At 68.2% G+C, this 25,185-nt stretch carries 21 protein-coding genes; 15 read left to right on the forward strand and 6 right to left on the reverse strand.

From position 1 onward, the window contains the following. The first annotated feature begins 183 nt into the window (after nucleotides 1-183). The 3 genes from D107_RS0103205 to D107_RS0103215 all read left to right on the forward strand — a co-directional run bounded on the left by D107_RS0103205 (nucleotide 184) and on the right by D107_RS0103215 (nucleotide 2,801). Nucleotides 184-1,218, forward strand: a complete 1,035-nt coding sequence (locus D107_RS0103205) for a glycosyltransferase (protein ID WP_018876149.1) — start codon at nucleotides 184-186, stop codon at nucleotides 1,216-1,218. Further along, nucleotides 1,215-2,036: a hypothetical protein gene (locus D107_RS0103210; RefSeq protein ID WP_018876150.1), complete on the forward strand. Its 822-nt coding sequence runs from the start codon at nucleotides 1,215-1,217 to the stop codon at nucleotides 2,034-2,036. Before D107_RS0103205 ends, D107_RS0103210 begins: the two co-directional genes overlap by 4 nt. 96 nt (nucleotides 2,037-2,132) lie before the next feature. Next, complete coding sequence (locus D107_RS0103215) at nucleotides 2,133-2,801, forward strand: hypothetical protein (RefSeq protein ID WP_018866457.1); 669 nt, start codon at nucleotides 2,133-2,135, stop codon at nucleotides 2,799-2,801. A 103-nt stretch (nucleotides 2,802-2,904) separates the two neighbouring features. Here D107_RS0103215 and D107_RS0103220 read toward each other — a convergent pair whose 3' ends face one another. After that, on the reverse strand, nucleotides 2,905-4,296 hold the full coding sequence (locus D107_RS0103220) for a sigma-54-dependent Fis family transcriptional regulator (RefSeq protein WP_018876151.1): 1,392 nt from the start codon (nucleotides 4,294-4,296) through the stop codon (nucleotides 2,905-2,907). 430 nt (nucleotides 4,297-4,726) lie between these two features. Here D107_RS0103220 and D107_RS0103225 point away from each other — a divergent pair, with 430 nt between their 5' ends. From D107_RS0103225 to D107_RS0103270, 10 genes are all read left to right on the forward strand, one after another. Then, the gene (locus D107_RS0103225) at nucleotides 4,727-5,935 is read left to right on the forward strand and encodes an efflux RND transporter periplasmic adaptor subunit (RefSeq protein ID WP_018876152.1); all 1,209 of its coding nucleotides are present in this window, start codon (nucleotides 4,727-4,729) and stop codon (nucleotides 5,933-5,935) included. Nucleotides 5,936-6,063: 128 nt separating this feature from the next. Next, the gene (locus D107_RS0103230; protein WP_018880757.1) at nucleotides 6,064-10,338 is read left to right on the forward strand and encodes an efflux RND transporter permease subunit; all 4,275 of its coding nucleotides are present in this window, start codon (nucleotides 6,064-6,066) and stop codon (nucleotides 10,336-10,338) included. A 31-nt stretch (nucleotides 10,339-10,369) separates the two neighbouring features. Further along, entirely contained in the window at nucleotides 10,370-11,077 is a 708-nt protein-coding gene (locus D107_RS0103235) for a sulfur globule family protein (RefSeq protein ID WP_018866461.1), read from the forward strand. Between the two features lie 596 nt (nucleotides 11,078-11,673). Next, a complete protein-coding gene (locus D107_RS0103240; RefSeq protein ID WP_018866462.1) occupies nucleotides 11,674-12,105 on the forward strand; it encodes a sulfur globule family protein in 432 nt (143 codons plus the stop codon). A gap of 110 nt (nucleotides 12,106-12,215) precedes the next feature. After that, complete coding sequence (locus tag D107_RS0103245; RefSeq protein ID WP_018877915.1) at nucleotides 12,216-12,860, forward strand: AAA family ATPase; 645 nt, start codon at nucleotides 12,216-12,218, stop codon at nucleotides 12,858-12,860. A 54-nt stretch (nucleotides 12,861-12,914) separates the two neighbouring features. Continuing rightward, nucleotides 12,915-13,502 (forward strand): DUF302 domain-containing protein, encoded by a 588-nt coding sequence (locus D107_RS0103250; RefSeq protein WP_018866464.1) that lies wholly within the window; start codon nucleotides 12,915-12,917, stop codon nucleotides 13,500-13,502. A gap of 42 nt (nucleotides 13,503-13,544) precedes the next feature. Then, the gene (locus tag D107_RS0103255; RefSeq protein WP_018866465.1) at nucleotides 13,545-14,066 is read left to right on the forward strand and encodes a hypothetical protein; all 522 of its coding nucleotides are present in this window, start codon (nucleotides 13,545-13,547) and stop codon (nucleotides 14,064-14,066) included. Nucleotides 14,067-14,093: 27 nt separating this feature from the next. Then, entirely contained in the window at nucleotides 14,094-15,665 is a 1,572-nt protein-coding gene (locus D107_RS0103260; RefSeq protein WP_018880758.1) for a dynamin family protein, read from the forward strand. A gap of 99 nt (nucleotides 15,666-15,764) precedes the next feature. Then, a complete protein-coding gene (locus tag D107_RS14085; protein ID WP_018866467.1) occupies nucleotides 15,765-15,911 on the forward strand; it encodes a hypothetical protein in 147 nt (48 codons plus the stop codon). Nucleotides 15,912-16,006: 95 nt separating this feature from the next. Continuing rightward, complete coding sequence (locus D107_RS0103270; protein WP_017941517.1) at nucleotides 16,007-16,477, forward strand: DsrE/DsrF/DrsH-like family protein; 471 nt, start codon at nucleotides 16,007-16,009, stop codon at nucleotides 16,475-16,477. Between the two features lie 387 nt (nucleotides 16,478-16,864). On the opposite strand, the gene D107_RS0103275 is transcribed toward D107_RS0103270, so the two are convergent. The 5 genes from D107_RS0103275 to hisI all read right to left on the reverse strand — a co-directional run bounded on the left by D107_RS0103275 (nucleotide 16,865) and on the right by hisI (nucleotide 22,419). Then, entirely contained in the window at nucleotides 16,865-18,667 is a 1,803-nt protein-coding gene (locus D107_RS0103275) for a long-chain fatty acid--CoA ligase (protein WP_018880759.1), read from the reverse strand. A 73-nt stretch (nucleotides 18,668-18,740) separates the two neighbouring features. Continuing rightward, nucleotides 18,741-19,796 (reverse strand): nickel/cobalt transporter, encoded by a 1,056-nt coding sequence (locus D107_RS0103280; protein WP_196799916.1) that lies wholly within the window; start codon nucleotides 19,794-19,796, stop codon nucleotides 18,741-18,743. Between the two features lie 129 nt (nucleotides 19,797-19,925). After that, nucleotides 19,926-20,564 (reverse strand): DUF1007 family protein, encoded by a 639-nt coding sequence (locus D107_RS0103285; protein WP_018866471.1) that lies wholly within the window; start codon nucleotides 20,562-20,564, stop codon nucleotides 19,926-19,928. 5 nt (nucleotides 20,565-20,569) lie between these two features. Next, nucleotides 20,570-21,979 carry a cysteine--tRNA ligase gene (gene cysS, locus D107_RS0103290; protein ID WP_018866472.1) on the reverse strand — a complete coding sequence of 470 codons (1,410 nt, stop codon included), beginning with the start codon at nucleotides 21,977-21,979 and terminating at the stop codon, nucleotides 20,570-20,572. Continuing rightward, complete coding sequence (hisI, locus tag D107_RS0103295) at nucleotides 21,979-22,419, reverse strand: phosphoribosyl-AMP cyclohydrolase (protein ID WP_018866473.1); 441 nt, start codon at nucleotides 22,417-22,419, stop codon at nucleotides 21,979-21,981. The genes cysS and hisI overlap by 1 nt, the downstream gene beginning before the upstream one ends. A gap of 228 nt (nucleotides 22,420-22,647) precedes the next feature. On the opposite strand from hisI, the gene D107_RS0103300 reads away from it, so the two are divergent. Both D107_RS0103300 and D107_RS0103305 read left to right on the forward strand, forming a co-directional pair. Beyond that, nucleotides 22,648-24,735: a PAS domain S-box protein gene (locus D107_RS0103300; RefSeq protein ID WP_018880761.1), complete on the forward strand. Its 2,088-nt coding sequence runs from the start codon at nucleotides 22,648-22,650 to the stop codon at nucleotides 24,733-24,735. After that, complete coding sequence (locus tag D107_RS0103305) at nucleotides 24,732-25,166, forward strand: response regulator (protein ID WP_018866475.1); 435 nt, start codon at nucleotides 24,732-24,734, stop codon at nucleotides 25,164-25,166. Before D107_RS0103300 ends, D107_RS0103305 begins: the two co-directional genes overlap by 4 nt. Nucleotides 25,167-25,185: the final 19 nt, after the last annotated feature.

Consider the following 25,185-nt stretch of genomic DNA (forward strand, 5'->3'; position numbering starts at 1 on the left):
ATCGGGGAATCTGGGGTACCAACCCCAAGGGGCTCGGCCGCCCGTTGCTATCAAAAACGGGCGCGCGCACAGCGTTGCGGTTCCCTTGTGCAGAATGACTGCACGGCGGTCACCGCGCATTAAACGCACGCAAAAGCGACTCGAGCGCGAGTGGGCACATTGATCAGTGTTTCCCTAGCGTTCGTGGTCCCGGGGGCGCTGAATCAGCGCACAGGGGGCTATCGCTACGACGCGCGCATGGTCGCGGGTCTGCGGGCGCGCGGCTGGCGGGTGGCGGTCCATGAACTGGACGGTTGCTTCCCGGGGCCTGATCCCGAGGCCGCGGCGGCGCTGGATACCGCGCTTGCGGGCATTCCCGATGCCGGGGGTGTGCTGCTGGACGGACTGGCGGCGGGGGCCTTCCCCGAGGTGCTGGCCCGACATGCTGTGCGCTTGCGCCTGATCTACCTGCTGCATCATCCGCTGGGGCTGGAGACCGGCCTGGCGCCGGCGCGGTCGGAGGACCTGCTCGCGCGGGAGCGCGCTGCCCTCGGGCACGTGCGGGGTGTGGTCGCGACCAGTGCCTTTACGGCGGGGCAGGTGGCCGCCTGGGGCATGCCCCCGGAGCGACTGCAGGCGATCCCGCCCGGCGTCGAGGCGCGCCCGCCTGCGACCGGTCCGGCGCCCGGCGCGCCGCGGCTGTTGCTCTGCGTGGGGACGGTGGTCCCGCGCAAGGGGCAGCTGGAACTGGTGCAGGCCCTGGCCCGGCTTGAGGCCGAGAACTGGCGGGCGGTGCTGGTGGGCGCGCGCGATCGGGATGCGGCGTATGCCCGGCGGGTGGAGACGGCGATCGCGGCGGCCGGGCTGGAGGGTCGCATCGAATGGGCCGGCGAGTGCGACGATGCGATGCTGGAGGGCTGGTACGCGCAGGCGTCGGTGTTCGTCCTGCCCAGTGTCTACGAGGGTTTTGGCATGGCCTACACCGAGGCCATGGCCCGAGGGCTTCCGGTGATCGGGACCACTGGTGGTGCGATCCCGGGGACCGTCCCCGAGGCCGCCGGGCGTCTGGTGCCGCCGGGTGATATCGGGGCGCTGGCTGGGGCCATCGAGGGATTGTTGCGCGACCCGCGGGGGCGCGAACGGATGGGCCGGGCGGCCCGCGCGGCCATGACGGAACGACCGGACTGGGACGGTGCGGTGGCCGCGCTGGAGCGAACGCTGGAGGACTGGCTGCGATGACCGAGACCTTCGACGCCGACTGGCTCGCCCTGCGCGAACCCGCGGATCACGCGGCGCGCTCGGACGCGCTGGTTGCGATGCTGGGCGCGGCGCTGGCCGGCCGGGTGACGGGGGATGCCCTGAGGGTCACCGATCTTGGCAGCGGGACCGGCTCCAACCTGCGCTATCTCGCGCCCCGGCTGCCGACCCCGCAACACTGGCGGCTGGTGGATCACGATAAGGGGTTGCTGCAGCGCGCGGCGGCCCCGGGCCCCGGGGTCGCGCTCGAGCGGCGGGTGACCGATCTGGCGGCAGACCCGGCGGCGGCGCTCGCGGGGGACGAGCCGCTGGTGACGGCGGCGGCGTTGCTGGATCTGGTGTCCGAAGCCTGGCTTGCCCGGCTGCTGGAGGGCTGTGCCCGCCAGGGGACGGCGGTCCTGTTCGCGCTGAGCTATGACGGGCGGATCCGCTGGTCGGATCCGCAGCCCCTGGATGCCGAGCTGGAGGATGCGGTGAATCGGCATCAGCGTTCGGACAAGGGCCTGGGGCCGGCGCTGGGCCCGACCGCCGCGTCGGTCTGCGCGGCCCGGCTCGAGGCGCACGGGCATCGCGTGGAAACGCGCGCGAGCGACTGGCGCCTGGATGCCGGGCAGGCGAAGCTGGGGGCGGCCCTGATCGACGGTTGGGTGGATGCGGCCTGCGAGGTCGTGCCAGATCGCGCGGCCGCGTTGCAGGCCTGGGGCGAGTCGCGGGCACGCGCCCTTGCCCGGGGCGAGGTCGAGCTGGTGGTCGGTCACCAGGACGTGCTGGGATTGCCGCCGGCTTGGGCGCGCGGGTGAATCGCGGGGTTCGGCAGGAAATCCCGGTACCCGTTTCGCTGGACGTTGAACCCGTGCAGGATAGAATCGGACGGGGATAACCGGAAAAGGTGAGGCATGGAACAGGCAGATAACAAGCAGAGAAGTTTCCTGAGTCGCTGGTGGATCCTGATCGTGATCGTGCTGTGGCTGATCGCCTGGTCGGCGCGGGACGTGCTGGCGCCCAGCGTGGAGGCGGTGCCGGAGGACGAAGACGTCGAGGCCGTGGCCGTGGCGGAGGATGATCCGGCGGCCGAGTCGCGCACGCCCGCGAGCCCGCCGCGCGAGGGCCGCCTGTCGGAGGGCGATATGGACCCGATGACCGGCGAGGCCTACGAGCGCGACGACGACACCGGCATGCATCGGCCGATTCCGGACCCGCGGGAGCAGCCGCGCACCACGGCCGACGGCGAGCCGGTGAGCGAGGAGCAGGTCGCGCGCCAGGTGCAGGAGGCGCTGGAGAACGGTCGCGCCGCGTACTGGAGTGACGGGCCGGAGGCTGCGGCTGCTGTCCTGCGGACCGCGCTGGCGGACATTCCGGCGACGGCCGCTCAGCGTGCCGACCTCTACGGCGAGCTGGGCAACGCCCTCTATGCTGCGGGGGATGCCCGCGGGGCCATGCGGGCATGGGACAGCGCCCTGGACCTGCTGCCCGCCGGCGAGCGACGCGTGATGGTCGAGCGCCTGGCGCCGGTGTATGACCGTCACCACCGGGACGGGGCGCGTCACCTGCGCCAGTTCCGGTAGTAGCGATCCCGGGCCGCCGTGCCCGGGCGATCAGAAAGGCCCCGGAGATGCACATCTCCGGGGCCTTTTGTCGTGTGGAGGCGCCGCGTCCGGCTAGTGCTCCTCAAACCAACTGGTAGCGGTGCAGCTTGCGCCACAGGGTACTGCGATCCATGCCGAGGGCGCGTGCGGTCTGCGAGCGGTTGCCGGCATGGGCCACCAGCGCCTCGCGCAGGCGCCGCGCCTCGGGATGTTCGCTGGCCTGGGTGCCATTGGCGCCAAGACTATTCGGCTCGGCACTGGCGGTGCGGCCGTGGTCATGCCCGTTGGTACGCGGGGCATGGATCGTGTCGCCCATGTCTGCATCCACCCGGATCGGCTGGGGCAGGGGGAAGTCGTCGACCTGGCCATCCCGGGCGTGCAGGGTCAGGCACTCGAAGACGTTCTCCAGTTCGCGGAAGTTGCCCGGCCAGGGGTGTTCCTGCAGCTTTTCCTTCAGATGGGGCGCGATGCGGATGCCGTGATGCACCTCGTAGGCCTGCAGCGTGGCCGCGAGATCGCGGGGACGATCGCGTAGCGGCGGGATGTCCACTGTTGCGACGGCCAGTCGGTAGAAGAGGTCGGTGCGGAATTCGCCGGCCTCCACCTGGCTGCGCAGATCCTGGTTCGACGCGGCGAGAATGCGCACGTCCACCTGCCGGGTGGTGTTCTCCCCCACGCGTTCGAAGGCGCCGTCCTGCACGGCGCGCAGCAGCTTGGCCTGCAGCCGCTGACTCATCTCCCCGATCTCGTCGAGAAACAGCGTGCCGCCATCGGCGGACTCGAAGCGCCCGATGCGGTCACTGACCGCCCCGGAGAAGGCACCCCGGGTATGACCGAAGAGCTCGGATTCGAGCAGTTCCTCGGGGATCGCCGCGCAGTTGATCTCGACAAACGGCGCCTCGGCGCGGCGGCTGGCCTGGTGGATCGCACGCGCCAGGCGGGTCTTGCCGGTGCCGGATTCGCCCAGCAGCATCACGCGCACATCGCTGGCGGCGACGCGCCGCGCGAACTGGAGGGTGGGGCGGCAATGGGCGTCATGGGAATGGAAGTGGCTGTCATCGAGTCCGTCCCGACCATCCTCGCTAACGGTCTCCACCGAGGTGGTGCGCCGGCGCTGCGGCTGCAGGGTGATCAGGCGCAGCGCGCGGGCGTCGTCGTTCAGGCGCAGGGGCTGGCTGATGACCTCCAGTGGCAGGGTCTCGTCCTCCAGTTCGGCCATCAGCGAGAAGTGCAGGGCGTGCGGGGTGCGGTTGGCGTCGGCGTCGTCGTCGCCGGCGGCGACGGCGGCCTCTTTCAGATGTGCCTCGAGATTCAGCGACCCGAGCTGGTCCAGGGTCAGGGGGGTATCCGGGGGGATTTGCAGGGTCTGGTGAAAGGCCGGGTTGGCGAACAGGACCCGGCCCCGGGTATCGCTGATGAGGTGTGGATCCCGACTGTGTCGGATGCAGATCTCGGCCAGTTCGGTTGTGGTCATCCCGCCTCCTTTTTCTTGTTGGAGGGGCCGGCGGCAGCGGGACGGTGTTGCAACACCCGGGGCCTCCTGCAACACCCGGGAATCCCCCGTTTCGCCAATCCCTGTCTCGGTTATAGCGCGAAACGGGGGTGTTGCAACAGGTGTGCCCTGAATATCAGCAAATCAGAATCAAGTGATTGATTTATAAGAATGTCACAATACTGGCATATACGTTGCTTGTAGTTCGGCATGAGTTCTTCTACATACTGGGATATGGATACCCGCTTCGGTGGTCATCCGGCTGACACCGGTCGCCGGACCAGGCTCGTTGCCGTTTCCCCCGGCAGTCGGTCGGCTGCGGCCCATCGTTTGCCCGGGCCCCGGCGCGTGCAGGCGCGCAGGCCCGGCACCCCCTCTCTCATCGCGGCATTCGGCGCGAGGTAGGACGATCATGATTGCTCGAGTCTCCCGACGCCTTCTGGCCCGGACCCTGCTGGGTGCGGCACTGGCACTGCCTCTGTGGGGCCTGTCGCTGGTGCATGCCTCCGGCCCCGTCCTCACGGTGGAGCCGGATCAGGCGGCCACCCAGACGGTCAGTGGCACGGTGATTCCCTTCCGCGAGGTCACGCTGACGGCGCAGTCCTCGGGGCGCGTGGTCGACGTAGCCGGTGCCGAGGGCGACCGTTTCGAACAGGGGACCGTGCTGGTAGCGATCAGCGATGACCGGCTGCGCGCCCAGCGCCAGGCGGCCGAGGCCGAGATGCGTACCGCCGAGGCTGCGATCCGCGAGGCCCAGATGCAGTACGGCCGCGAGATGATTTCGCCGCAGTCGCGCAACATCGGGCAGATGCCCGGCATGGGCGTGCCATCGATGTTCGACCAGATGTTTACCCAGCCGATGGGCCAGTTCATGGGCATGGGCGACCCCGCGCTGGACCGACGCACCGATCTCTACTCCCGCTACATCGGCGTGGACCAGGCCCAGGCGCGCTGGGAACAGGCCCGGGCCCGCGTGGCCGAGCTGGACGCCGCCATTCGCGACACCCGCTCCGAGGCCCCCTTTGACGGCCTGGTGATGCACAAGCACGTCGAAGAAGGCGACACCGTGCAGCCCGGGCAGCCGCTCGTCAGCTTCGGCCATGTCGAGTTCCTGCGCATCGAGGCCCAGGTGCCGGTGCGGCTGGTAAGCAGCCTGCAGGAAGACGACTACGTGCAGGTGCGGCTGGATACCGGCGACGAGGTGGAGGCCCGGGTCGCCCGGATCTTCCCCCTGGCCGATCCCCAGCGCCATACCGTGACCGTCAAGTTCGATCTGCCCCAGGGCGTGCGCGGCGGGCCGGGCATGCATGCGGCGGTGCATCTGCCGCAGGCCGGTACGCCGGGCAACCGCGTGGTGATCCCGCGTTCCGCCCTGATCCCGGGGGGCGCCTTGCCGCGTGTGGCCGTGCTGGACGGCGAGGGCCATGTGCGGGTGCGCATGGTGCGTCTTGGGGGGTCGCGCGGGGACCAGGTGGTAGTGACCTCCGGGCTGGAGCCGGGCATGCAGATTCTCGCGCGGCCGGATGCCGGCGTGCGCTCCGGCCAGCCGGTCGGTGGACGCTCTCCGGATGCGGGCGCCGGGCGCCGCGGGGGTGACGCCGATCCCTGGAGCCGCATGTAGGGACGCCTCTCCGGCCCAAAACCGGATTCACAGCACCGGCAGGCGCCCCTGGCAGGCGCACCGGTGGCAAGGCGCCGCCCCTGGCGGTGCCCGGGACGCCAGACCGACAACAGGACCGTTCAAGCTCGATGGCCGAAGACGACAGACAATCCGAGACCGGTTTCCGGCAGAAGCACGGCGACCCCGGCATTGCCGGGCGCATGGCGGCGGCGTTTATCCATTCGCCGCTGTCGCCGCTGCTGCTGCTGGCCAGTATCGCGATCGGCATCCTCGGCCTGATGGTGACGCCGCGCCAGGAGGATCCGCAGATCTCCGTGCCGATGGTGGACATCATGGTGTCCTACCCGGGCGTGCCGTCGGAGCAGGTGGCGAGCCTGGCGGCAAGGCCGCTGGAGCGGCTGATGAGCGAGCTCTCCGGTGTCGACAACGTCTACTCCGTATCGCATCGCGGCGAGGCGATGGTGACCGTGCAGTTCGATGTAGGCGAGGACATGGAGTCCTCGATCGTCAAGGTGCACGACAAGCTGTTTGCCAATCGTGACCTGATGCCGCCGGGTGTGAGCGAGCCGATGGTCAAGGCCAAGGGCGCGGATGATGTGCCGGTGGTGAACCTGACTTTCTGGTCGCACGAGGTGGATGATGCCCTGCTGCGCCAAATCGCGCTGGATGCGCAGCAACAGCTGAACGAGGTCCCCGATACCAGTCAGAGCTTCGTGGTCAGCGGGCGCGAGGAGCGCCTGCGCATCGAGGTGCAGCCGGAGCGCCTGGCCGGGTTCGATGTCAGTCTGGACCAGATCGCACAGGCCGTGCAGTCCGCGAACGTCGAGGGCGCCGCCGGACGCATCGAGAGCGATGGCCTGAGCACCGCGGTGTACACCGGGCGGTTCTTTACCGGGGCGGCGGATCTGGAGCAGCTGCTGGTGGCGGTCAGTGACGGTCAGCCGGTGTATCTGCGTGACGTGGCGGAGGTGACCTACGGACCGGGCGAGGTGGACCGCTTCGTGCGGCACTACTCCGGGCCGGCCGCCGTGGATCCGGACGCGGCGCCGGAGGGCGCGGCGGCGGTGACCCTGGCGATCGCCAAGAAGCCCGGCAGCAACGGCGTGACCGTGGCCAACAATGTCCTCGAACGTCTCGAACGCCTGAAGGGCAGTGTGATCCCGGACAACGTCGAGGTCGCGGTCTCGCGCGACTACGGCAAGACCGCCAACGAGAAGGTCAACGAACTGATCTTCAAGCTGTTCATCGCGACCTTCGCGGTGACCATCCTGGTCGGGCTGTTCCTCGGGATCCGCGCCGCGCTGGTGGTGCTGATCGTGATTCCGGTGGTGATCCTGTTCACCGTGTTCAGCGCCTGGGTCCTGGGCTATACCATCGATCGCGTCAGCCTGTTCGCGCTGATCTTCTCCATCGGCATCCTGGTGGACGATGCCATCGTGGTGGTGGAGAACATCTACCGACGCTGGCTGATGAAGCGCGGCATCGATACCGAGACCTCGGTAGATGCGGTGCGCGAGGTCGGCAATCCGACCATCCTGGCCACCTTCACCGTGATCGCGGCGCTGCTGCCGATGGGCTTCGTCTCCGGGATGATGGGCCCGTACATGCAGCCGATCCCGGTGCTGGGTTCCGTGGCCATGCTGTTCTCGCTGGTCGCGGCCTTTGTCTTTACCCCGTGGCTGACCCAGCGCCTGCGCCCCAGCATGGCCTACCTCGAAAAGGCCACCGACAAGGAACACCGCCAGGCCGAGAAGCTGGGTCGGTTCTATCGCACGGCGATCCCGGGACTGGCGGATAACCCCGTGCGCGGCTATGCCTTCCTGATCGGCGTGATCGTGATCTTCTTCCTGATGGTCAGCCTGTTCATGACCACCGATGTGCGCGTGAAGATGCTGCCGCTGGACAACAAGCCCGAGTTCCAGGTGGTGGTGAACTTCCCCGAGGGCACCGCCCTGACCGAGACCGCCACCCTGAGCCACGACATGGCACAGGTGCTGCGCGAGATGGACGAGGTGGTGGGCCTGCAGTCGTATGTTGGCACCGCGTCGCCGTTCAATTTCAACGGCCTGGTGCGCCACTACTACCTGCGCGACGAACCCTGGCAGGGGGATATCCAGGTGCAGCTGGTGGACAAGGGCGACCGCGGCCGCACCTCGCACGAGATCGCCACCGAGGCCCGCGAACGCCTGACCCCGCTGGCTCGCGCCGCCGGTGCGCGTATCCAGGTGGTCGAGATGCCGCCGGGCCCGCCGGTGCTGCAGTCGGTGGTGGCCGAGGTCTACGGCCCCGACGCGGCAACCCGCCGTGCGGTCGCCCGTGATCTGGAAGGCATGTTCGCCAATGCCGAGCACGTAGCGGACGTGGACAGCTTCCTGCAGGCGCCGCACGACGTCTGGCACTTTGATGTGGATCGTGACAAGGCCCTGCGCCGCGGCGTGACCGTCGAGACCATCAACCGCACCCTGGAGACCGCGATCGGCGGACAGATCCTGGGCGACGTGAAGGCGCAGTCGCTGGTTGAGCCGCACCTGATCGAGATGCGCCTGCCGATGGCCACGCGCAACGACATCCGGCAGCTGGAAATGCTGCCCGTGTTTACCCGGCAGGGCGGGTCCATCCCGCTGGCCGAGCTCGGCGAGTTTGTCCAGCGCCCGCAGGACGAGCCGATCTACCACAAGAACCTGCGTCCGGTGGAGTACGTGACCGGCGAGGTGGTCGGCCGCCTGGCCGCGCCGGTGTACGGGATGCTGGAGGTCCAGGAGCAGCTGGAGGACTACCGGCTTCCGGATGGCAGCCAGGTGCAGCCGCACTGGCTGGGACCGCCGCCGAATGACGATTCCACCGCGTTCGAGTGGGCCGGCGAGTGGACGGTGACCTACGAGACCTTCCGCGACATGGGCATCGCCTTCGCGATCGCGCTGATCCTGATCTACATGCTGGTGGTCTGGGAGTTCGGCAACTTCGTGCTGCCGGGCATCATCATGGCCCCGATCCCGCTGACCCTGATCGGGATCATCCCCGGCCACTGGCTGATGAACGCCGAGTTCACCGCGACCTCGATGATCGGCTTCATCGCACTCGCGGGCATCATCGTCCGAAACTCGATACTGCTGGTGGACTTCGGCCGCCAGGCGGTGGACGAGGGCCACGACGTGCGCGACGCGATGATCCTGGCCTGTCAGGCGCGTACCCGCCCGATCATTATCACCGCGCTGGCCCTGCTGGCCGGTTCCAGCGTGATCCTGTTCGATCCGATCTTCCAGGGCATGGCGATCTCGCTGATGTTCGGCACCGTGGTGGCCACCCTGCTGACCCTGCTGGTAATCCCGCTGGGCTGCATCTCCGGGCGCCGCGCCTTCTGCCCGACCAGCCTGGACGAAAACGGCGAGGCGGCTGCGGTGTGCGCGAACGGTAATGGCCACGGCAACGGCCATGGCGGCGGGGCGGCCCCGGCTCCGGGCGCGACCGCCGGCGCCGCGGGCAACGACCTCTTCGGCCCGCGCGAGGGCGGGCCGGTGACCCAGGCGGTGCAGTATGCCGGCCTGTACCTCAAGTGCCTGGCCCTGGCCTTCCTCGAGGGCCTGCGCGATCTCGCGTTCGCCCTGTGGCGCCTGATCCGGTCCTTGCTGGAGCGCCGTCGCGACGGTGGCGGCGGGCCGGGCGGCCCGTCGGGCGGCGGCTCCACCCCGGGCTTCGGTAGCGGTCCGGCGAGTGGCGGGCCGTCGGACACGGGCTCCGGCCCGGCTGCGGGCAAGGCGCAGGACCGCCAATCGGCCGGTCCCGCGGATTCGGAGCCGGTCGCGCAGGCACCCCAACCGGCGGGTCGCCCGGAAGAGCCGGAGCCCGCCGCCGAGCCTTGGGGCACGGCGACCCCGCCGGCGGCCACCGACAACGCGGATGTGAAGGCCGAGGACGCGGCGCCTCCAAAGAAAGCGAAGTCCCGCGCCGGCGGGGCATCCCGCGCGGCGTCGGCGAAGGCGACGTCCGCGTCCGGCGCCACGGAATCGCGGTCTGCGAAGGGCGGCTCCAGCCGCGCGGCCGGCGCGGCCGGGAGCGGTGCCGCGGGTACGAAGACCGCGAAGAAGGCGTCCAGTGGCACGACGAAGACAGAGACAAAGGCCAAGACGCAGTCCCAGGCCAGGACGACTAGCGGCGGCGCGGGTAGCCAGAGCAAAGGGCGTGCGAGCACGTCCGGCCAGGCCGCCAGCGGACCCAAATCAAGTGGTGGCGCGGCGAACAAGCGCACGGCGCCGGCGTCCAACAAGAAGACCGGCGGAACCGCCAAATCCGCCTCGACCAGTAGCAAGACCGGCCGCAAGGAGAGCGGCACCACTCCCAAGGGGGGTGGCAAGTCGGGTACGCCCGGCAAGGGCCGCGCCCGGCGCGGGATTCGACTCAAATGATCACGCAAGCAAGACCTCAAGGAGGTTCCCGATGAAGAAGCGATTCAACACCCGAACGATCGGTACCACGCTGGCCAGCGCCGCTGTGGCATCCGTGCTGGCCCTGGGTGTGGCCCAGGCCGACGAGCAGCAGGGCTACGGCCAGGGTCCGGCGATGGGCCAGCAGGGTCCGGTGCCCGGTCCCTACGGTCACGCCCCCTATGGCCAGGGCATGGGCATGCATCCCGGCGGCGGGATGATGCAGCAACGCGAAGGCTCCGGTGACTTCAGCTTCGGCATGTCCGGGCGAGGCCATGGCCAGGGCTATGGCCGTGGCCATGGCGACGGGTACGGGCAGGGTTATGGTCGTGGCCATCAGGGTTACGGCCCCGGGTATGGCTACGGCCCCGGGTACGGCCAGGGCTACGGTCCCGGCCCGCAGCAGGGCGGCTTCGGCCATCCCGGGATGATGCAGCCGGGCTACGGCATGCAGCAGCGCCCGGGCTACGGCCAGATGCCGGAATTCGATCCGGACAACCTGCCGGAAGACATGCCGGAAGAGATGCGCGAGCGCATCCAGGCGCAGCATGCCGAGCGCCAGGAACGCATGGAAGAGATGCAGGCCATGCGCGAGGCACGCCAGAAGGCGATGGAGGCCGGCCGTGCCGCGTATGAAGAAGAGATGGAGCGCCAGCGCGAGCAACGCATGGAGATGATGCGCGAGCGTCGTGAAGCCATGGAAGAAGGTGGCGGCTACTGATCCGCGGATCAGTCATCGCAGATCGACGGGCACGCAGGCCCGTCGTAGTGGAAGCCAGACGGAGGCGGTTCGCCATGCAGGGCAGGCAGTCCGGTCAATCGAAACGCACGCGAGTCAGCACGATCCCGATGCTCGGGGTCGTGCTGGCTGCGGGGTTCCTGTTGCCGGTCGCCGACCTGGCGGCGAGTGATCGCCACAACCCCTGGGCCTCCGGTTCGCCGGAGGTACAGCGCTCGGCCCCGGAACGCCCGCGCGGGCGCTTCCCGGACCGCGACTACGACCCGTCCCGACGGGCCGAATCGCGGGATGCGCCGGGCCCGCCGCCGCATGCTCCGGGGTACCGGGGCTACGGGCCGCAAGGTCCTTACTGGGCGCCGGGTTCTCCGTCGTTCCACCCCCCTGGCGGGATGCCAGGAGGGTATCCATACGGATATCCGGGTTCGCCCGGGTATCCGGGAATGGGCGGGCCGTTTTCGGCCTTCCCCTGGGGGATGGGCGGTTTTCCGTTCCCCTGACCGGTAAGGCGCGTATTCGGGAAGCCCTCCCCGCGTGCGCGCATTCAAATTGAGGGCATGACTCCTTCAGGAGGTAGCACCATGAACAAGTTCGTCAAGGCAGCAGTTCTCGCCGTTTCCCTGGGTGGCCTGGCCGCCCCGATGATGGCCTCCGCCCAGTGGGGCGGCCCGGGTTACGGGTACGGTCCCGGCCATTACGGCCCCGGCTACGGCTATGGCCCCAGCATGCCCTTCTTCGGTGGCCCGGGCTATGGCCGCGGCCACGGTATGGGCGACATGATGAGCGACATGATGGGCGGGGGTGATTTCGACTTCTCCGCTCGCGGTCGCGGCCATGGCCACGGGTATGGTCACGGTTACGGCGACGGCTACGGCCGCGGTTATGGCCATGGATACGGCCATCCGGGTTACGGCTACGGTCCTGGCTATGGCTATGGTCCGGGCTACGGTCCGCAGGGCTGGGGTCCGCAGGGTCAGATGCCCCAGCAACAGCAGCAGGGTCAGGGCAACTAAGTCCATCCCGCTGTCCGGGCCTGCCCGTTTCGGGCAGGCCCTTTTTCCGGAGTGTTGCGGATTGACGGGCTGCACGCAGCCGTCAATCCGCAATGTTCCAAGGAGACGCCATGCAGACCGTCGTCGCCAATCTCAAGGGCGGTACCGGCAAGAGTACCGTGGCCTTCAATCTGGCCTTGTGGCTGCTGGAAGGACGCCGCCGGCCCCTGACCGTGGACCTGGATCCCCAGCGCACCCTCAGCGACGTGCTGGAGGTGCGGCGGGAGGAGGGCTATGAACCGGCGCTGGACGCGGTGGAGGGCCTCGACGCGGCGCGTGCCCGCGCCGGCGAGTACGACGAGGTGCTGATCGATGTCGGCGCGTCGGACATGGCCTCGCTGATGGCGGCGGTGCAAGGCGCGGACCGCGTGCTGATCCCGGTGCCCCCCAGCCAGGCGGATGTCTGGTCGACGTATCGTTTCGTACAGCGGATTCAGGAGCAGCGTGGATCCGGCGAACGCCCGGAGATCCTGGCATTCATCAACCGCGCGGACACGCACCAGGCCGTGCGCGAGACCGACGAAACCTTCGAGGCGCTGCAGCAGATCGAGGGCGTGCGCCTGCTGAAGCCGCGACTGAAACAGCGCATGGCGTTCCGGCGCTCGTTCAGCGAGGGGCTGTCGGTGCGCGAACTGGAGCCGCGCGGCAAGGCCGCCGCCGAGCTGGATGCCCTGGCGGTGGCGCTGTTCGGGCGGCGGCGCCGCAAAAAACAATAACGATTCGCGCCCGGGGCTGCCGGGCTGCGGACGCGATGGAAGGAGGAGAGCTTCATGCGTTTCATCCGCAATGCACTGGTCGTGATCGGGCTCCTGGCGCTGATCGGCGTGGGGTATGCCATCTTCGCCTTCGAGCCCTACCTGAGCCAGGCGCGGTCCCTGGACGCCCAGGCGCCCAAGGTCTATTCGCAGATGGCCCGGACGGTACTGGAGACGGGCGATGCCGCGGAGGCCATGGTCTACAAGCGCCAGGTGGACGAGGGGCTTGAAGTCGAGGACGTGGAGGATGTGCTGCGCCTGGTGGCCAACGAGCTGAATATTCGGAACGTCGGCGAGTTGCCGATGGGCGAGGAGGTCCGCAGCGTGACCGGCGAGGACTTCCCGTTCCTGAAGATCTACATGTTCTGCGATGTGGCCATCGCCGCGCAGATGGTCCGACACAGCCCGGCGATGGCGGCCTATATGCCCTGCCGGATCGTGCTGCAGGAGGATGCCGAGGGCAATCTGTGGCTGATGACCCTGGACCTGAACCCGATGATCCACGGGGGGCGGCCGTTGCCCGAAGATCTGCACGAGCAGGCGGTGTTTGTGAAGGAATCCCTGGAGGAAATTATCGATCGCGCTGCCGTTGGCGCCTTCTGACGGGGATGGCTCCCGTTTCCATGAAACAGCAAAGGGCGTTCAATGAGTGAAGAAAGTAGCAGCGAGTTTGCAGAGGTCCGTGACGAGGCCGACAAGGCGGATGCCCGTTCCCGGCGTCTGGAACTGATCGTCTACACCGCACTGGTGGCCTTCATCGTGCTGGCCATCTACGGTTTCTGGCTGATCACCAGCCTGACCCGGGATGTGGGCCAGCTTACCCAGGAGATCACCCAGATGACGCAGGTGATGGACCGCGACATGTCCACCATCGCGGGGCATATGGCGTCGATGGACCGGCAGATGACCGACATCAACAACACCATGCGGGTGATGAACGACGAGGTCGCGGTGATCGCCGGCAATACGCAGTCGATGGACGCCAACATCGGCTCGATGACGCGCGATACCCGCGTGATGGCGGGCTCGATCACGGGCATGCAGCAGGATATGTGGAGCCTGAATCGCAATGTGGGCGGCCCCATGGGTATGATGAACATGTTCAACCCATTCACCGATCAGGGCGGTCCGGTCCGGGGTTCCCCAGGGCCGTATTACCCGCGCTGATCGCGCGTTTTGACTGACGGAGTCCGCATGTTCAATCGTCCTGGCCCTCGCGTGCGCAAGCAGCTCAAGCTGCTGAGCGACCGCCTTGCCGAAGAGAATCCGGTCCTGAAAGGCGTGGTCGATCCGTTCCGGGATCTGGACCGGGTCGGCTATGCGGCCGGCCTCCTGGATCCCACGGAGGATTCCTACGCCTTTGGCATCTCCTGGTGGCCGATGATCGCCACGCTGGGCACCTTCTCCGCCGGCAAGTCCACGTTCATCAACGAGTACGTGGGCACGACCGTACAGCGCAGCGGTTCGCAGGCAGTCGACGACAAGTTCACCGTGATCAGCTACGGCGGTAGCGAGCATGTGCAGGAACTCCCGGGGCTGGCTCTGGACGGCGATCCGCGCTTCCCGTTCTATCGGGTGTCTGACGAGATCGAGCGGATTACCGACGGCGGCGGGCGCACGGTAGACCACTTCCTGGCGATGAAGACCGCGCGCTCGGAGCGTCTGCGGGGCCGCATCATCATTGACTCCCCCGGCTTCGATGCCGACGAGCAGCGCGCGACCATCCTGCAGCTGACCGATCACATCATCGATCTGTCCGATCTGGTGCTGGTGTTCTTCGACGCCCGCCACCCGGAACCGGGCGCGATGCGCGACACCCTGGAGCACCTGGTCAACCGCGTCGCCGAGCGCAACGACTTCACCAAGCTGGTGTTCATCCTCAACCAGATCGACACCACCTGGCGCGAGGACAACCTGGAGGAGGTCGTCTCCGCCTGGCAGCGGGCCGTGGTACGCCAGGGCAACGCGACCGGGCGCTTCTACTGCCTGTACAACGAGAGCGCGGCGGTGGAGATCGGCGATCCGCAGGTGCGCGAGCGCTACGAGGAGAAGTCCCGCCGCGATCGCGAGGAGATCCACGCCAAGATCCAGGAGATCAGCTCCTCGCGCTCCTACCGCATCCTGGGCTCGCTGCAGGCCATCGCCGAATCCATCGAGATGGACGCCCTGCCGGCCCTGAAGAAGGCGCTGGAGAAGTGGCGCCGCCGGGTGGTGCAGTTTGATGCCGGGATGTTCGCCGTGGTCGCGGTGCTTTTGGGCCTGATCGGGTACCAGTCGGCAGGGGGCATCGCGCCCTGGACCGACGGGAGCGTCTGGCAGGCCATGGGCGAGCGTCCGCTGATGACGGGCTTCGGGCTCGTCGTGCTGGCGATCGTGCTGGGCGGCATCCACTTCTTCAACCGCCGCTGGCTGGCACGGCGCATCGCGCGGACCCTGCCGACCGAGACCGCCGCCGGGAACTGGCGCGCGGCGTTCGAGAAGAACACGCGCCCCTGGCAGCCGATGATGGGACGGGCGCCACTGGGCCTGGGGCGCCGCATGATCAGCCGCCTGCATCAGCTGCGCGACCGCGCCGAGGCCTATATCCAGCGCCTGAACAATCAGTTCGTGGATGCCAGCCCGGTCTCGCGGCAGGGCGGGCGTGCCTCGGCCACCGATGTTTACCATCCCAGGGAGCCGGAAGCCCCGGCCCCGGAACCGACGCCGGGCACGGATGCGCCCCGCGATTACGCCGAGCCGGAGGTGCCGGAGAAGCGCCAGGGGTAGGAGGTCGAGTGCCTCCTCCTCGCGTGATGGCTCGCAACCACAAGCAAGGCGACCAACCGATGCGGCTTCTGGCCGCAAACGTTGTGCAGGAGGAGAACGATGACCATACTGGCGTGGCTCATGTTTGCGCTGGCCATGATTCTGGTGCCCATCTCGGTATGGGCCAGCATGGCGGCGCTGGGGGTTTGTGCCGGATGTGCACTGATTCGCGACTGGCGCAGGGGGCGTCAGGCGTCGGGGCAGTGAGCCGGATAGACCAAGGGCTTTAACCAACTGGGGACGGATCGCGCAGGGGGCTGTGGCGGGTCCGGTTCCTGTTACCAATGGAGGAGAGAGTAAAGATGAGTGATCAGAAGAAAATGGCCATTATTGCCACCAAGGGCAGCCTGGACTGGGGCTATCCCCCGTTCATCCTGGCCTCCACCGCGGCTGCACTGGGCTATGACTGCGAGGTGTTTTTCACCTTCTATGGTCTGCAACTGCTGCGCAAGAAGCTGGATCTGCAGGTGACTTCGCTGGGCAACCCGGGCATGCCCATGCCGATGCCCATGCCGGTGATGCTGCAGGCCCTGCCGGGCATGCAGAAGATGATGACCGTGATGATGAAGAAGAAGATGGCGGCCAAGGGCGTCTCCGATCTGGGCGACCTGCGCGAGCTGTGCCTGGAGGCCGAGGTGCGCATGATTGCCTGCCAGATGACGGTGGACCTGTTCGATATGGACACCAGCGAATTCATCGACGGCGTGGAATACGCCGGGGCCGCGGCGTTCTTCGAGTTCGCCGGCGAGTCCGACATCTGCCTGTTCATCTGAACCGGCGGCGCGCCTGGCGCGCCCTCAAGGCCCCGCGGCCCCGGCTGCGGGGCCTTTTTCGTTTTCGGGCTTCATGCCGCAGTTAAAAGGACATTTTCACCACGAAGCGCACGAAGGCACGAAGAAGGGCCAGGGCGATTGAACCACGGAGAGCACTGAGAACACTGCAGTTGTTCGGGTGCTCAGGGTGCGTTGATCACAGCGAACCGCATCGCGGCCGGTTCGCCCTATAGGATGGACGTGCTTGGCTGCGATCATCGGCGTCCTGCCCACCCAGGAAGGGATTTCTCCGTGCCCTCTGTGTCCTCCGTGGTAGAAACGCTTTCGACCTTGACCGTGACCTTCTTCGTGCCTTCGTGCGCTTCGTGGTGAATATATAAAGGGATCCTAGTCGTGGCCGGCGTACATGGCCTCGATGGCGTCGGCGTAGTGCTGGGAGATGACCGGGCGCTTGAGCTTCATGGTCGGGGTCAGCATGCCGTTGTCCACCGACCAGGGTTCATGCACTACGTGCACGTGGCGGATCTTGGCGTAGCCGGGAAAGTCGCGCAGCTGGTATTGAATCCGCTGCAGCAGGGCGCGTTCGGCGGAGCGCGGCAGCCGCCCGGAGGCGCCGGGGTCAAGGCCCTGGTCCTCGGCGAAGGTGGTCCAGGCCTCGGGCTCGGGGACAACCAGGGCGGTCAGGAAGGCGTGGCTGTCCCCCACGACCATGACCTGGTCGAACAGGGCGTCCAGGGCGATGGCCATTTCCATGTCCGCCGGCGGGACCTTCTCGCCGTTGGTGAGCACGAGGATGTCCTTCAGTCGTCCCGTTATAAAAATGTGCCCATCGTCGTCGATCCGGGCTTGGTCCCCGCTGTGCAGCCAGCGATCCTCGTCGATCGTGCTGGCAGTAGCCTCCTCGTTCTTCCAGTAGCCGAGCATCACGCAGCTGGAACGGGTGAGCAGCTCGTCCATCTCGCCGATCTTGACCTCGATGCCGGGCAGCGGCTTGCCGATGGAGGCGGGCAGGTTGTCGTCCGGGGTATTCACGCTGACCACCGGGCTGGATTCGGTCATGCCATAGCCGTGCAGCACCGGCAGGCCGAGACCGATGAAGAACCGGGCGATCGGCGGCGGCAGGGGCGCGCCGCCGCAGACCGCGAAGCGCAGTTTGCCGCCCAGGCGGTCCAGGACCTTGTGCGCGACGAGGCGCTCCAGCAGCGGCCACATCAGGAAGCCGGGTGACCAGGACGCGCGCCCTTGCTGATATTCGAAGCGGCGCCAGCCGATGGCCACGGTGGCCTTGAACAGCCCGCGACCCAGCGCGGATTTCTGTTTCAGGCCGGCCTGGATGCGGCCATGTACGCGTTCGTAGATGCGCGGAACCGAGATCAGCACGGTCGGCTGGACCGACATCAGGTCTTCGCCCAGCCCCTGGATGGAGCGGGCGAACGCGACCTCGGCACCGATCAGCATCGGCATGTAGTAGCCGCCGGTGCGCTCCAGCATGTGCGACAGCGGCAGGAAGGACAGGAAGCGGTCGGCATCCGACAGCGGGCCGGCAGTGGCGGAGGCGCAGGCGTTGTCGAGGATGTTGCGGTGCGACAGCATCACGCCCTTGGGCCGGCCGGTGGTGCCGGAGGTGAACACAATGGTGGCCAGGGCCAGCGGGTCGAGGTCCGGGCGGTGTACACGCTCGGGGTCGCCGCGCTCCAGCCAGTTCTCGAGGTCCATCACCCGCTCGTCTTCGGGTTGGCCGTCGGTGTGGCCCAGGCAGACGATGCGCTTGAGCGAGGGCATGTTCGCGAAGTGTTCGGACAGGCGGCGACTGTGCGCGCTCTCGCCCAGCAGGAGCAGGCGCGCCTGGGTCTGGCCGATGATGTAGGCGACGTTGTCCGGGCGGTCATCGGTGTACAGCGGGACGGTGATCAGCCCCAGTTCGGTGGCAGCCTGGTCGAAGGCGACCCACTCGCGCGAGTTGCCGAGCATCAGCGCGACCCGTTCGCCGGGCTTGAAGCCCTCGCGCGCCAGCGCCCCCTGCCAGCGATCGACCATCGCGGCCATTTCACTCCAGGTCGTCTGCTTCCAGGTCTCGTCGGCGGCGCTGAAGTGACGATAGGCCGGCGCATCCGGGCTCATGGACACTCGGGTGCGGAACAGCGCGGGCAGGGTCGGGGCCTGTTCCGGGGTGATGGTGGTCGACGGCATGGCGTCCTCGCAAGCGGGGTTCGGTTGTCCCGGACGTTAGAGGACGCACGCGGGCGGGGCAAGCCCGGTGACTTCAGCGAATCCCTAAGGGATGGGCCACGGGCTGGTAGGCGATTGCGCCCAGTACCAGGCTGAGACCGATCAGGGCGATCACGCCGCCACCGGCCAGGCCCAGGGCCGGGCCGATGTAGGTCAGCCGGCCCATGCGGGTCGGGCCCAGCCAGCGCCGGGTCCAGTCGCGTGCCGAAACGGCGAGGGTCGCCAGCACGGAGACGGTGGCGGCGGTCCCCAGGGACATCGCGAGCACGGCCGCCACGCCGGCCCAGGCCAGTCCCAGCGCGGCGGAGACCGCCATGATCAGCACGGCGCCGGAACAGGGGCGGATGCCGACGGCCAGCACGGTACCCCACCAGGTGCCGCGGTGGTTGGGGTCTACGTGGTGCGGGGTCCCGCAGCCACAGTGGGCGTCATGTTCATGTCCATGTCCATGGGTATGGACATGCTCGTGGTCGTGTCCATGGACGGGCGCGGCCCGATGCGCGCGATGCAGCCGCCACGCGTGACGCAGGGCGCGCGCCATCAGCCACAGCCCGAGCAGCGCGACCAGGGCGAAGCTGGCGATCTCCAGAGTGCGCACCTGGCCCAGGGTGTCCCGCGCCAGCCAGCCGAACAGGCCGATCAGCACACCGACCAGGACGATGGCGGTGACGCCCTGTGCCATCGCCGAGACGGTGGACAGCAGGATGCCGCGGCGGAGATTCTGGGGCTGAGTCAGCAGGTAGGCGCTGATGACGGCCTTGCCGTGGCCGGGGCCGGCGGCATGGAAGATCCCGTACAGCAGGCTGACCAGGATCAGCGCCCCGGCGGTGTGCGCGGTGGGGCCGTCGCGCAGGGCGTGCAGGCCTTCGGTCAGGCTGCGGTGCAGCTGGCGCTGGGTCTGCAGCATCCAGCCGGTCAGGCGTTCCAGGGGACCGGGCGGTTCGGCCAGCGGGGCTGGGGTATCGAGGCGGTCCGGGGCAGCGGGGCTCCCGCGCTCGGCGGGCGTCTCGGTGGGGGCGCCCAGCGGATGACCGGTCTCGGCCTGTGCGAGGCCCGGACCGCTGAACAGCAGGCACAACGCGAGCAGCATCAGCAGGCTCGGGAAGGCGGACTCCAGCAGATGCCGGATTCGATGCGTTACCTGGTCCATAACGTTACTGTATAACACACGAGCGGTCGGGTGGTGTGTGCGCCGTCCGGTTGTGAAGCGGCATCCCCCTCAGTCGCATTCCAGCGTGGCGGTCTCCGCGAAGTGGCGTCCGAGGTTGTCGACCGGGCTGCGATCCTGGCGTTCCAGGGTCGCGGCGTAGCGGATCAGCTGCGGGTCGGGCCGCGGTTCGTCGATCGTCACCGCGCAGCCGGGCCGGTTCTCTACGAAGACGATGTCCTCCGGGTCGTGAAGGATCTCGATCCAGTACTCGGGATCGAACACGCGGTAGCTGAAGCGGTCCCCGGCCGTGATGTCGAGGTCCTCCAGCGGCAGCTCGAAGCGCAGGTGCAGGCGGCGGTCCTCCAGGGTCAGACGGGCGTTGCGCGCCGGCGGGACGTCCAGGTCGCGCTCGCCGGTGCTCAGTTCGGTGAAGTAGTCATGCCCGGCCAGGTTCTCGCGCATCCGTTCGGCGGCGTGCTCCAGGGCCGTGTCAATGTCGGTGTCCCCGTCGAGCTGGCCGGTCAGGTCCTCCAGCAGCATGTGGCTGTAGGTGGGGTCGATGCGCCAGGACTGCTCCATGCGTAGCAGCTCGCCGGCCTCGTTGAAGACCAGTCCCACGCGCAGGTCGATCCAGGCATGCGGGTGGGCGAGCACCCCGGTGGGCAGCAGCAGGCCCAGGATCAGCACGAACCAGGGGCGGATACGCATCGGCTTCAGGTGGCGCGCTGCCAGCGCGTGCCGTCGGGGGTGTCCTCGAGCTCGATGCCGCGGGCCGTCAGCTCGTCGCGGATGGTATCGGCGGTCGCGAAGTCCCGGTTCTTGCGGGCCGCCTGGCGCGCGGCGATGCGTTCCTCCACCCAGGCGGCGAGCTCGTCGTCGCCGGAATCGCCCTGAAACCAGACGCCCGGGTCCTGCTGCAGCAGGCCCAGCAGGCCGGCCCCGGCCAGCAGTTCGCCCTTGCGCCGGGCGCGTTCGGCGTCGTCGCCGGCCGCGGCCAGGGCATCGCTCATGCGGTGCAGCGCGGTGATCGCGGCGGGGGTGTTCAGGTCGTCCAGCAGCGCCGCGAACACCGGGGTGTCGGCGGCGGCCACCGGTGCGGGCTCGATACCGGCGGCGTCGCGCAGCACGCGGTACAGGCCGTTCAGGCTGTTGCGCGACTGGGTCAGGGTCTCTTCCGAGAAGTTCAGCGGGGCGCGGTAGTGGCGCGACAGCAGGGCCAGGCGCAGGACCTCGCCGGGGTAGTGCTGCAGCAGGTCGTGCAGCAGCTGGAAGTTGCCCAGCGACTTGGACATCTTCTCGCCGTCGATGGTCAGGTGGCCGTTGTGCACCCAGTAGCGGGCATAGTGCGTGCCGTGCTCGTGGCAGCTTTCGGCCGCGCAGCCCTGGGCGATCTCGTTTTCGTGGTGCGGGAACACCAGGTCGTGGCCGCCGCCGTGGATGTCGATCATCGGCCCCAGGTGGGCGCGGATCATCGCCGTGCACTCCAGGTGCCAGCCGGGGCGGCCGGTGCCCCAGGGGCTTTCCCAGCCGGGCTCGCCCGCGGCAGCCGGCTTCCACAGCACGAAGTCGCCGGGGTGGCGCTTGTAGTCGGCGACCTCGACCCGGGCCCCGGCCTGCATGTCGTCCAGCGAGCGGCCGGACAGGGCGCCGTACTCGGGGTAGGAGGTCACGTCGAACAGCACGTGATCCTCGGCGACGTAGGCGTGGCCGCGGTCGATCAGGCGCTGGATCAGCTCGATCATCGGCTGGATGTGTTCGGTTGCGCGCGGCTCCAGGGTGGGCTCCAGCGTGCCCAGCTCGGCGATGTCCTCGTGGAAGGCGCGGGTGAAGCGTTCGGTCAGGGCGGCAATCGGCTCGCCGTTGTCGGCGGCGGCCTTGTTGATCTTGTCGTCGACGTCGGTGATGTTGCGCGCGTAGACCACGTGGTCCGGACCGTAGAGTTCGCGCAGCAAGCGGAACAGCACGTCGAACACCACCACCGGGCGCCCGTTGCCGATGTGCACCCGGTTGTACACGGTGGGGCCGCAGACGTAGAGGGTCACCCGCTCCGGGTCCTGCGGCACGAAGGCTTCGTCGTGCCCGCCCAGGGTGTTGTGCAGGGTGAGGGTCCGGGGCTCGCTCATTATTCGGTGTTTCCCTTGCCGTACAGCGTCTCCGGCGCGATCTCGGGGTCGCTGGTGACCACGACACTGTCGTTCTCGACCTGCAGGTAGAAGCAGCTGCGACGTCCGGTGTGGCAGGCCGGCCCGGTCTGGTCGACCTTCAGCAGCAGGGTGTCGCCGTCGCAGTCCAGGTGCAGGGAGTGCAGTTGCTGGACCTGGCCCGACTGCTCGCCCTTGCGCCACAGCGCCTGGCGCGAGCGCGAGTAGTAGCACACGCGCCCCGTGGCCAGGGTCTCGTTCAGGGCCTCGCGGTTCATCCACGCCAGCATCAGGACCTCGCCGGTGTCGTGCTGCTGGGCGATCGCGGGGATCAGGCCATCGGCATTGAGCTTCAGGCGGTCCAGGACGTCGGAGATCGGGTGGCGTTCGCCACGGGGTTCGCCTTCGAGTTGCTTGAACATCGCTGCGTCCGCTTGCGGGAGCGGCGAAGAATAGCATTTTCCCCGGGGCTCCCGAAGCCCGGGCAGGGGCGCGGTGGGTACGGGCCTTGCGCGGCGGCCCCGGGTGGTCGATGCTCGAGGCAGGCAGGTAAGCCAGGCGGATCTCCACGGCAGCCGGGAGGCTAGATGGAGCAAGACAGGCAGAGGGCACGCAGGCCCAGCGCGGGGCGGACCGCGGCCATCATTGCCGTGGTGTATCTGGTCTTCGGGCTGGCATGGATCGGACTGTCCGACCGCGCCCTGCTGCTGATGGTCGACGATGTGGCCTTGCTGGCGCAGTTACAGACCCTGAAGGGATGGGGCTACGTGACGGTCACCGCCGCGGGCCTGTTCCTGCTGGTGTATTACCCGCTGCGGGCGCGCGACCGCGCCTCGCGCGAGGCGCGGCGGCTGACCGCGATTGTCGAGCGCTCGCCGGTGGTCGCGATTGAATGGGCGACCACGCCCGGTTGGCCGGTCACCTTCGTGTCGCCGAACATCGCGCGCTGGGGGATCGATCGCCATGCCCTGTTGCAGGGCGACGTGAATTACGCCGAGCTGATTCATCCCGAAGACATCGACCGGATCGTGGCGGATGTGGCCGCGCACATTGAGCACGGCCCGGATCGCTATACCCAGCTCTACCGCCTGCGCAGCGGCGAGGGTAACTGGCTTTGGGTGGAAGACCGGACCTGGCTGACCCGCGACGAGGTCGGGCGGGTGACGCGCATCCACGGCCTGCTGCTGGATGTGACCGAGCGCCTGCGCGCCGAGCGGGACCTGCGTGACTCGGAGACCCGCTTCCGCGCGATCTTCGACAACGTGCAGGAGGCGATCCTGCTGCAGGATCTGGATACCGAGGGCCTGATCGGGGTGAATGCCGCCGCCGAGCGGATGTACGGGTACAGCCGGGCCGAACTGCTCGCCTGCAGTGTGGATGACCTGAGCGCGGACGAAGGCGGCTACGACGTACAGCGGCAGAAGGCGCTGATGGAACGGGCCCGGCGCGGGGAACAACTGGTCTTCGAGTGGCGGGCGCGCCACCGCGACGGCCACGGCTTCTGGGTGGAGGCCAACCTGCAGGCCACCGAAATCGCCGGCGAGCGGCTGCTGCTGGTGACTCTGCGCAACATCGAGGCGCGCAAGCAGGCCGAGGCGGCGCTGGCGCGCCAGGTGGACCGATTGAGCCAGGCGGAACGCCATGCGGGGCTGGGCAGTTGGGAGTTCATGCTGGAGACCCGCGAGCTGTGGTGGTCGGATCGGCTGTATGCCCTGCTCGGGTGCGATGCCCGCTATGGCACCCCGACGCTGGAGGCCTTCGCCCGGGATTTCTTCGATCTCGACTCCGCGGACGGGAAGAGCTTTTCCGATGCCATGGAAACGCTGATCGCCGGCGGACATCCCGGGCCGCGGCGGCTGTTGCTGAAGGCGCGCCCGGAGGTTCGCGCGGAGGCGTGGTTCAGCATCACCATGGAGGCCCCGCTCGAGCGGGCCGACGGCATGCACTACGTGCAGGGCACGGTGCTGGAGGTCACCGAACTCAAGCGCAGCGAACTGGAACTGCGCGACCTGAATGCCACGCTGGAACAGCGGGTGACGGAGCGCACGGCGGCTCTGCAGGCCCTGAACCAGGAACTGGAATCGTTCTCCTACGCGGTCTCGCACGACCTGAAGGCCCCGTTGCGCGGAATCGAGGGCTACAGCCAGCTACTGGAGGCGGACTACGGCGAGCAGCTGGAGGGCGAGGGGCGTACGTTCGTGCGCAACATCCGCCAGGGCGTGGCGCAGATGAACGAGTTGATCTCCGATCTGCTGGCCTATTCACGTATGGAGCGCCGGCCGCTGGAGGAACGGGAGGTCCATGTGCGCGCGCTGGTGGAGGAGGTGCTCGAGTCGGTGGACCCGAAGCTGCGCAGCCGCGCCGAGGTGACCCTGGAGATCGATCCCGATCTGGTGTTCCAGAGCGACCCCGATGGCGTTGCGCTGATCCTGCGCAATCTGCTGGAAAATGCCTTCAAGTTCAGTGCCGAGCGCGAGACACCGCAGGTGACGGTGCAGGCCGAATCCCGCAGCGCTACACTCGGGATCTCGGTACAGGATAACGGGATCGGCTTCGACATGGCGTTTCAGGATCGCATCTTCGATATCTTCCAGCGCCTGAACCGCGCCGAGGCCTACCCGGGAACCGGTGTCGGCCTTGCGCTCGTGCGGCGAGCGGTCAACCGCCTGGGCGGGGAGATCCGCGCCGAGGGTACGCCGGGCGTGGGCGCCCGCTTCCACGTGGAGTTCCCGCGATGAGCACGGCCGCGCGTCAGCCGTCCATCCTGGTGGTCGAGGACAACCCGGTGGATATCGACCTGATGCGGCGCGCCTTCGAGCGGCGCAACCTCACCAACCCCCTGGAGATCGCGCGCGATGGAGTGGAGGCCCTGGCGTTCCTCGAGTGCTGGGAGCGGGGCGAACTGGCGCTGCCGGCGGTGATCCTGCTGGATATCAAGCTGCCCAAGGTGGACGGGCTGGAGGTGCTGCGCCGGATCCGCGAACACGAGCGTTTCCGCCGCATTCCGGTGGTCATGCTGACCTCCTCCAGCGAGGATCGCGACATCGCGACCGCCTACGACTGCGGGGCCAATTCCTACATCGTCAAGCCGGTGGACTTCGCCAAGTTTGTCGATGTCGCCGAGCAGGTGGAGCTGTACTGGTGCCTGCTCAATCACCCGCCGAGTTGAACATGCGGCTGCCCCCGAA

Origin of the sequence: Thioalkalivibrio sp. ALE30, from assembly GCF_000377465.1 — a bacterium.
Classification (GTDB): Bacteria; Pseudomonadota; Gammaproteobacteria; order Ectothiorhodospirales; family Ectothiorhodospiraceae; genus Thioalkalivibrio.